Source organism: Clostridia bacterium (assembly GCA_012841935.1).
In the GTDB taxonomy this organism is placed as follows: Bacteria; Bacillota; Peptococcia; order DRI-13; family DTU073; genus DUTS01.
Window position 1 is genome coordinate 1 of sequence record DUTS01000109.1, and the last position, 7925, is coordinate 7925.

The 7925-nt window shown below is 38.1% G+C and carries 11 protein-coding genes; all 11 read left to right on the forward strand.

Features of this window, described 5'->3' with window-relative positions; genetic code table 11:
• The first annotated feature begins 141 nt into the window (after window positions 1–141).
• Window positions 142–321, forward strand: a complete 180-nt coding sequence (locus GX687_06125) for a hypothetical protein (GenBank protein HHX97014.1) — start codon at window positions 142–144, stop codon at window positions 319–321.
• Window positions 322–368: 47 nt separating this feature from the next.
• Window positions 369–692 carry a hypothetical protein gene (locus tag GX687_06130; GenBank protein HHX97015.1) on the forward strand — a complete coding sequence of 108 codons (324 nt, stop codon included), beginning with the start codon at window positions 369–371 and terminating at the stop codon, window positions 690–692.
• A gap of 122 nt (window positions 693–814) precedes the next feature.
• Complete coding sequence (alr, locus tag GX687_06135) at window positions 815–3298, forward strand: alanine racemase (protein HHX97016.1); 2484 nt, start codon at window positions 815–817, stop codon at window positions 3296–3298.
• Between the two features lie 109 nt (window positions 3299–3407).
• On the forward strand, window positions 3408–3686 hold the full coding sequence (locus GX687_06140) for a hypothetical protein (protein HHX97017.1): 279 nt from the start codon (window positions 3408–3410) through the stop codon (window positions 3684–3686).
• Window positions 3683–4033, forward strand: a complete 351-nt coding sequence (locus tag GX687_06145) for a type II toxin-antitoxin system PemK/MazF family toxin (protein HHX97018.1) — start codon at window positions 3683–3685, stop codon at window positions 4031–4033. Before GX687_06140 ends, GX687_06145 begins: the two co-directional genes overlap by 4 nt.
• Before the next feature lie 45 nt (window positions 4034–4078).
• On the forward strand, window positions 4079–4783 hold the full coding sequence (locus GX687_06150; protein ID HHX97019.1) for a gamma-glutamyl-gamma-aminobutyrate hydrolase family protein: 705 nt from the start codon (window positions 4079–4081) through the stop codon (window positions 4781–4783).
• Window positions 4776–5717, forward strand: a complete 942-nt coding sequence (locus GX687_06155; GenBank protein HHX97020.1) for an asparaginase — start codon at window positions 4776–4778, stop codon at window positions 5715–5717. Before GX687_06150 ends, GX687_06155 begins: the two co-directional genes overlap by 8 nt.
• A complete protein-coding gene (gene tsaE, locus GX687_06160) occupies window positions 5710–6183 on the forward strand; it encodes a tRNA (adenosine(37)-N6)-threonylcarbamoyltransferase complex ATPase subunit type 1 TsaE (protein ID HHX97021.1) in 474 nt (157 codons plus the stop codon). The genes GX687_06155 and tsaE overlap by 8 nt, the downstream gene beginning before the upstream one ends.
• Window positions 6164–6877 (forward strand): tRNA (adenosine(37)-N6)-threonylcarbamoyltransferase complex dimerization subunit type 1 TsaB, encoded by a 714-nt coding sequence (tsaB, locus tag GX687_06165; protein HHX97022.1) that lies wholly within the window; start codon window positions 6164–6166, stop codon window positions 6875–6877. Before tsaE ends, tsaB begins: the two co-directional genes overlap by 20 nt.
• A gap of 17 nt (window positions 6878–6894) precedes the next feature.
• Window positions 6895–7329, forward strand: a complete 435-nt coding sequence (rimI, locus tag GX687_06170; protein ID HHX97023.1) for a ribosomal protein S18-alanine N-acetyltransferase — start codon at window positions 6895–6897, stop codon at window positions 7327–7329.
• The coding region (gene tsaD, locus GX687_06175) for a tRNA (adenosine(37)-N6)-threonylcarbamoyltransferase complex transferase subunit TsaD (GenBank protein ID HHX97024.1) at window positions 7329–7925 on the forward strand (597 nt) is incomplete at its 3' end. The genes rimI and tsaD, both read left to right, overlap by 1 nt.

Consider the following 7925-nt stretch of genomic DNA (forward strand, 5'->3'; position numbering starts at 1 on the left):
AAATTAGTTTACACAATTTTAACCACCGTGTTCTGATCAGGTAAAAGAGCATTTCAGTGGGGGGGAGAAAAATGAGGTCATGGCAGTTGCGAGATTTACGATCAGTATCCAAAAGGGAGGGTGGTTTGGAAGGATTACGTATTGTCAGATCTGCGGCCTTTGGCTGTACTTGATTTTAGGCAGCGGGAAGGTGAGCTGCCAGCAGTCTTGTTTTATAGACAAAAGGAATATTTGGGAAAATATGGGGGTGAGGTTCAAGGGGTTGTTAGGGAAATAAATGAACAGGCTCTTAAAAAAGAGAAGTATGAGTTTGAAAGATAGAAATAAATGGAGAGGTCATAATTGTGTTTTGTTAAGGGGGATTTTGTATGCCGGCTGCTGCAGGGGCATCAAATTTAATTTTAATTGTAGGTGTAAGTTTAGAATTGATCTATTTCGCGGCAGTATGTACACTGTTGTATTATAATGCTCGTTTGTTGGTTGAAATTTGTAAAAAGGTTTGCAAAGTGTTTAAAGAAAGAGATGTTCAAAAAAAGGAGACACTTCAAGAACAAGATATAGAAATTAATCTTGTTGAACAGGATTCAAGAAGTAATTTAAGTGAACATAAAAAGGATAGTGTGGAGTTCAGGGAAAGAGGAAAATTTCCTATGGAAAAAAGAAATTTAGAATATTATTTAGGTGAAAAATAGTAATGGGTTTTTCGGTTCAAGGTCATCATTTCCCGGGTGCTATTTCAATGTGTACTGAAAAGACTGTTTGCCAAATATATTGTTTGGAAATATGTTATAATGATTTTGGGAGATGAAGGTCTATGGAAAATATTTATTTAAGTGATTTGTGTTCTTTTTTACAAATGGATTTTACTTTTTCGGATGATTTTTGGGTAAAGGGTATTAGTATTGATACCAGAACAATTCGGCCCGGAGAAGTTTTTTTGGCTTTAAAAGGGGAGAATTATGATGGACATGCTTTTTTACCGGTAGCGGTAAAAAAGGGAGCTGGGGCTTTAATTGTCGAGGAGGATTTTCAGGGGAAGATGCCTGTTTTACGGGTTCCTAATACTTTAGAGGCTTTGGCTCAGATAGCTAATGGCTATCGTCAGCGTTTGGGAACTAAAGTGATTGCCATAACGGGTAGTAGTGGTAAAACAACCACCAAAAATCTGCTAGCACATTTGTTAGCTACTAAATATAAAGTTATTTCTACGTATAAAAATTTTAATAATGAAATTGGCTTACCACTTTCTATTTTTGGTTTAACTGCAGAACATGAAGTTGCTGTTTTTGAATTGGGAATGAATCGTTTGGGGGAAATAGCTAAGTTGTCTAAAATTGCCAGTCCGGATATAGCGATAATTACTAATATCGGTACTGCTCATTTGGGTAATTTAGGTTCACGGGAAAATATTTTGCGGGCTAAAGCGGAAATTAAAGAAGGTTTGCGGGGTTGTTTAATTTTAAATAGTGATGATCCTTTTTTGAAAAAAATAACTTGGCCGCAAATTATCGGGGCTGGTGTAAGAAAAAATGCGGGTAATTATGTTTTTGTTGATCATTGGGAAATGTCTAAAGAGGGCTTGAATTTTACGGTGGTACGGGGTAAAGAAAAAATAGAATTATTTTTACCTTTACAAGGTAAGCATAATCTTAATAATGCTTTATTGGCGATTACTTGTGCATTTAAAATGGGGTTAACAGGAAAAGAAATTAAAACGGCTTTAGCTAATTTTGTAAATGAGAATTGGCGTTATGAGGAAAGTGTTTTTAAAGGCATTACTTTAATTAAAGATTTTTATAGTGCTAATCCTGATTCGGTTAAAGCAGCATTGGCTACTTTATGTGCGAATCAGTCTAAAGGTAAAAAGTTAGCTATTTTGGGTGAAATGAATGAGCTGGGGGAATTTTCTTCTCGGGAACACCGACATTTAGGTGAGTTGTGCCGAGAATTATCGCTACTTGCTTTTTTTGTAGGAGACCATTACCGGGATTTTGAGGAGGGTTATGGACAGGCGGGCTTTGCTTTTAAAACTAAAAGTGAGCTCTATGGTTGTTTGCAAGAATATGTTATGCGGACAGGATTAAAAGAAGGGGATGTGGTTTTATTAAAGGGCTCACGTCAGATGAAAATGGAGGAAGTATTTCAAGAACTGAAAAAGTATTTGGAAATGGATTACCGCCATGATTTGGTTTTTACACTGCCGCCTGCGGCGGTAACGTTATATATGAATACAAGGGCTATGCAGAGTAATTTGAAAAGGATTAAAGAGGTATTAGCTAATGATGTGGAAATTATGCCGATTATTAAAGCTGGTGCTTATGGTAGTAGTACTGATATAGTAGTAAATGCTTTTCATATGTGTAATTATTTAGCGGTAGCTGATGTTCAAGAAGCCTTGGTTTTAAAAAGAATTTTTCCGGAAAAGGAAATAATGATTTTATATCAACCACTTGCTGTTGATTTGCCTTTAATTATGAAACATGATTTTATAGTTGGTTTAGGTTATTGGGAATTTGCTAGGGAAGTAAAGTCTAAACAGCCCTTACGGGTGCATTTGGAAATAGATACTGGGGCTGGACGTTTAGGTATTAATCCTCGGGAAGTTAAAAAAGCGGCTAGGGAATTAAAAAAATTAAGTAATGTTCAAGTTGAAGGTTTATATATGCATTATGTTTGTGCTGACAGTATGCTTCCTGCTGATCAAGAGTATACTGTTAAACAAACGGAAATATTTAAAAAGGCAGTATGGGATTTCGAAGAAATTTATGGTCTGGTTCGTTTCAAACATGCCAGTAGTAGTGTCCCTATTTTTACACAAAAGGAGGCTCATTTTAATTTGGTCCGTCCTGGTTATATGATTTATGGCTATTATCCTGCTGATGTTTTACGGGAGAGGGTAACTTTAACTCCAGCACTACAGTTAGCGGCACGCATTATACAGATTAAAACTGTGCCCCCTGGTACTTTTATTAGTTATGGACGAACCTTTGAAACTACTCGGGAAAGCGTAATTGCCACTGTAGCTATCGGTTATGCTGATGGAATTAGCCGTTTGCTTTCCAATCAGGGTTCGATGGTGGTTAATGGTCAAAGGGCACCGATTGTGGGCAGAATTTGTATGGATTTAACTATGCTTGATATTACAGATATTGTGGGAGAGGTTAAGGTTGGTGATCAGGTTTATGTTTTTGATAATTATAATGTAACTTTAGATGAGGTAGCTAAGTGGTCAAAGACTATTGGCTATGAAGTTTTGACTAGAATTGCCGCTAATGTAGAACGTGTGGAGAAAATCTAAATGGGAAGAAATTACTTATGGTTGATATTGACTCTAATGATGCATAATATATATAATGAAACAAGCAGGAGCGATGAACGGCTTTTTATTACAAAAGGGGTGGTTGTTTGTGGCGGATAGCAAGCGCATTACGGTGTGCTTTCCTGTTTCCTTATTAGAGGAAATGGATTTATTAATTGATGCGGAAAATAAATGTCGTAGTGAATTAGTCAGAGAGGCGATGCGTTTCTATCTGTGGGAAAAAAGAAAACTATATTTACGTGAAGAAATGCGAAAAGGTTATCAGGAAATGGCATGTTTAAATTTGGCCTTAGTCGAGGAATTTTGTTTTTGTGAGGAGGAAGCCCATTTACTCACAGAACGAAAAATAATGGAGTGTTGTTTATGAAGGTAAAAAGGGGCGATATTTTTTATGCACAATTAAGTCCGGTGGTTGGTTCAGAACAAGGTGGTACTCGGCCGGTTTTAATTGTGCAAAATGATATTGGTAATGAGTACAGTCCAACGACAATTATTGCGGCAATTACTAGTCAATTAGATAAGGCTAAATTACCCACTCATGTAGAATTAGCCAAAGAATTTTGTGGTTTGGAGAAAAACTCCGTGGTTTTGCTTGAGCAAATTAGAACGATTGATAAACGTCGTTTACAGGAAAAGGTTTCATCTTTGGAGGCCGGCTTAATGCAGCAGGTAAATAAGGCTTTAGAAATTAGTTTGGGATTAGTCGAACTTTAAAATAGGCCGAGGGGTCTATTTTTTTATCTTAAGGAGGGAAGGAGCTTGCTACCTTTAATTGGTATCACTTGTGGTTGGGAAGAAGAAAAACAGTGGCACAAATTACATCATGAGTATGTTTGTGCAGTAAAAAAAGCGGGAGGAATCCCTTTTTTATTGCCTAGTATTGCTAAACGGGAATTAATTACGGTATATTATAGGCAAATGGATGGTTTTGTTTTTTCGGGGGGCAGTGATTTGGATCCCTTTTATTATGATGAGGAACCACACAGAGATTTAGCTGAAATTGCTCCGCGGCGTGATTTTTTTGAAATAGAATTGGCTAAGTTGGTTTTAAGTGGGGATAAACCAGCTGTGGGGATTTGCCGTGGATTACAATTATTTAATGTGGCTGCTGGGGGGACTTTGCATCAGGATTTAAAAGGGGTTACTGAATTAAAGCATAATCAGGAAGCACCGCGTTGGCATCCTACTCATCAGGTTTGGATAGAATCGGAAAGCGAGTTTGGACAAATTGTTGGGCAAAAATCCTTTGCTGTAACTAGTTTTCACCATCAGGGAATAAATAAATTGGGCAAAGGGTTTAGAGCTGTGGCTAGGAGTAAGGATAATTTGATTGAGGCTATTGAAATGGGGAAAAGGATTATTGCCGTGCAGTGGCATCCGGAATGTTTGGGTATGGAAAATGGGGTTTCCTTGGCTATTTTTAAGCATCTGGTGGATTATGCGGAGGGAGTAAAAGGTGGCTAGTGTTAAGTTGGCTGAGGTGCTGAGGGGAAAAGTGGTGGAAAGTGTACATTATGGTTCAATAGTGGTGGTTGATCACCATGGGGAAATAATTACTGCTTTGGGAGACCCTCATTATTTTACTTATTTCCGTTCGGCGGCCAAACCATTACAGGCTTTGGCCGTACTTGAAGGCGGTGCTGCCGATTATTATGATTTTAGTTTAAAAGATATTGCTCTGTTTTGCGGCTCACATACTGGGGAAAAAGAACATCAAAGTGGGGTGCAAAATATTTTAGAGAAAATTGATTTGGATGCTTCTTTTTTAAAATGTGATTTAGCTAATCCTTGTTCTGGCAAACATGCTGGTATGTTAGCTTTGGCTAAATATTGGGATTTGTCTTTAGCCGATTATTATTTACCTACACATTTAGTACAGCAGGAAATGAAAGGATTGGTAGCAGATTTTGCTGGTTTAAAACCTGAGGAATTAAAAGAAGGAATTGATGGTTGTGGGGTGCCGGTTTGGGCTCTGCCTTTAAGGAATATGGCAAGAGCTTATGCTCAATTGGTGAATCTAGAGGTTAGTGCTGGTCAATTGGTACAAAAAGCTATGCAGAGTCAACCTTTTTATGTAGGAGGAAGTAAAAGTTTTGATACAGCGTTATTGTCGGCTTTATCGGAAAAGATTATTGCTAAATTTGGAGCTGAAGGTGTTTATTGCTTGGGGGTACCGGAGCGGCGGTGGGGTATTGCTCTGAAAATTGCTGATGGTAATGTCCGGGCATTACCAGTGGTAGTGCTTTCGGTTCTAAAACAATTGGCTTTACTAGATAATGCCGCACAGGTGAAAATGGTTGATTGGCTAGAACCAAAATTAAAAAATAGTTGTGGGGAAATAGTGGGGCTGATCAGACCTGTTTTTAAATTGCCAAAAGGGTGGAGTAAAGGTGTATAATTATTATTCTTTTTCGGTAGCTGAGACTTTAAAATTAGCTGAAAAATTGGCCGCTAAATTAAAGGGTGGTGAAATAATAAGTTTGGTTGGTGATTTAGGAGCTGGTAAGACCCATTTTGTAAAAGGTTTAGCTTGTGGTTTGGGAATTAAGGGGGAGATTACCAGCCCGACTTTTACTTTGCTTCATTTGTATGCTGGGAAAATTCCATTGGCCCATTTTGATGTTTATAGATTAACAATTCCAGAGGATTTCGAGGAATTGGGTTATGAAGATTATTTTGCAGGACCAGGAGTAGTGGTAATCGAATGGGGTGATTTGATCAGCCCTTATTTACCTGCAGAATATTTACGGATAAAAATAGAGTATCAGGCTGAACAGGGACGTTTGCTTACTTTTTATCCATATGGTGAAAAGTGGGAGATTTTAATTAAGGAGTTGGCGAAAGATGTTGGTTTTGGGGATTGAAAGTTCTTCTCCTGTGGCTTCTGTGGCTTTGGTAGATAAAAAAAAAGTTTGGGGTGAATTAACATTAAATACGGGCTTGACTCATTCGGAACAATTATTACCTTTAATTGAGCGGCTTTTAAAAATTACCAAGGTAAAAAGGACTGATATCGGAGGAATAGCTATTGCCGGGGGTCCAGGTTCATTTACGGGTTTGCGGATTGGTATGGCTACAGCTAAAGGATTGGCACAAGGTTGGAATGTGCCTTTGGCTAGTGTGTCTACTTTATTGGTTATGGCTTTTCCTTGGTGTGGTACTTTTGGTTTGGTTTCCCCATTATTGGAAGCCCGTCGTAATGAGGTTTATGCGGCTCTGTATCGATTCTCGGGAATAAATTATCAGGAGGAAATAAAGGCTGAGGCGGTTGTTCCCGAAATTTGGGCGGAAAAATTAGTCGTTTATCAGGAGCCCATTATTTTTAGTGGTACAGGTGCCTTGAAATATCAGGCTTTATGGCAGGAAAAATTGCAAGAGAAATTTATTTTACCACCTAGTTGTTTGCAGATTAATCGGGCTGTTTGTGTGGCTTGGTTAGGTATAGAAAAACTACTAGCTGGCAGGGCAGATGATTTGTTTACCTTAAAACCTTTTTATATTCGCTCTTCGGAAGCAGAAAGAAAATTAGCTGTAAGAGAAAGTAGGGAAAATAATTGACCTATTTTTTGCGTCAAATGCAGACTTGGGATCTTGAGCAAGTGGTAGAAATAGAAGAACAATCCTTTTCGGGGCCTTGGTCCAAATTTATTTTTCAATGTGAATTGGCTGATAATGAATTTGCCCATTATTTAGTAGTTACTACTGGTCAAGATACTAAAAAAGTATTAGGGTATGGGGGAATTTGGGTGATTATTGATGAAGCTCATTTGACTAATTTGGCTATCAAACCAGAATATCGGGGGCGTAAATTAGGAGAATTATTATTAAAAGGTTTAGAAGTTATTGCCATAGAAAAAGGGGCCCTGCGAATGACTTTGGAAGTGAGAGTTTCTAATAAAAGGGCACAGGGGCTTTATCGGAAATTGGGTTTTGTGCCAGCAGGAATCAGACCTAATTATTATGTAGTTGGTAATGAAGATGCCTTGATTATGTGGAAGGAGTTTTTTTAATGAGTGGAGAAATAATTATGGCGGTGGAAACTAGTTGTGATGAAACCGCTGTCGCCATTTTGGCCGGGGGTAAAGATTTGTTGGCCAATATAGTTGCTTCCCAAGTAAATGTGCATCGTCAATTTGGGGGTGTAGTTCCGGAAATAGCCTCTCGTAAACATTTGGAACAAATTAATTATTTAATTGAACTAGCTTTAAAAGAAGCTAGACTTAAATTTACCGATTTAACGGCTTTAGCTGTAACTTATGGTCCTGGTTTAGTAGGTGCTTTGTTAGTGGGAGTAAATACGGTGAAGGCCTTAGCCTATAGTTTACAATTACCGCTGTTGGCTATTAATCATTTGGAGGGACATTTATATGCCAATTGGTTGGTACAGCAAAATATTGAATTTCCGGTAATTGGTTTATTGGTTTCTGGTGGACATAGTGTATTAATCGAAATGAAAGATCATGGTGTTTATCGATTATGGGGACAAACTAAAGATGATGCAGTGGGGGAGGCCTATGACAAGATAGCCCGGGCTATGGGTTTGGGTTATCCTGGTGGTCCCTTATTGGATGCTTTGGCCAATAAAGGTAAACCGCAATATGATTTA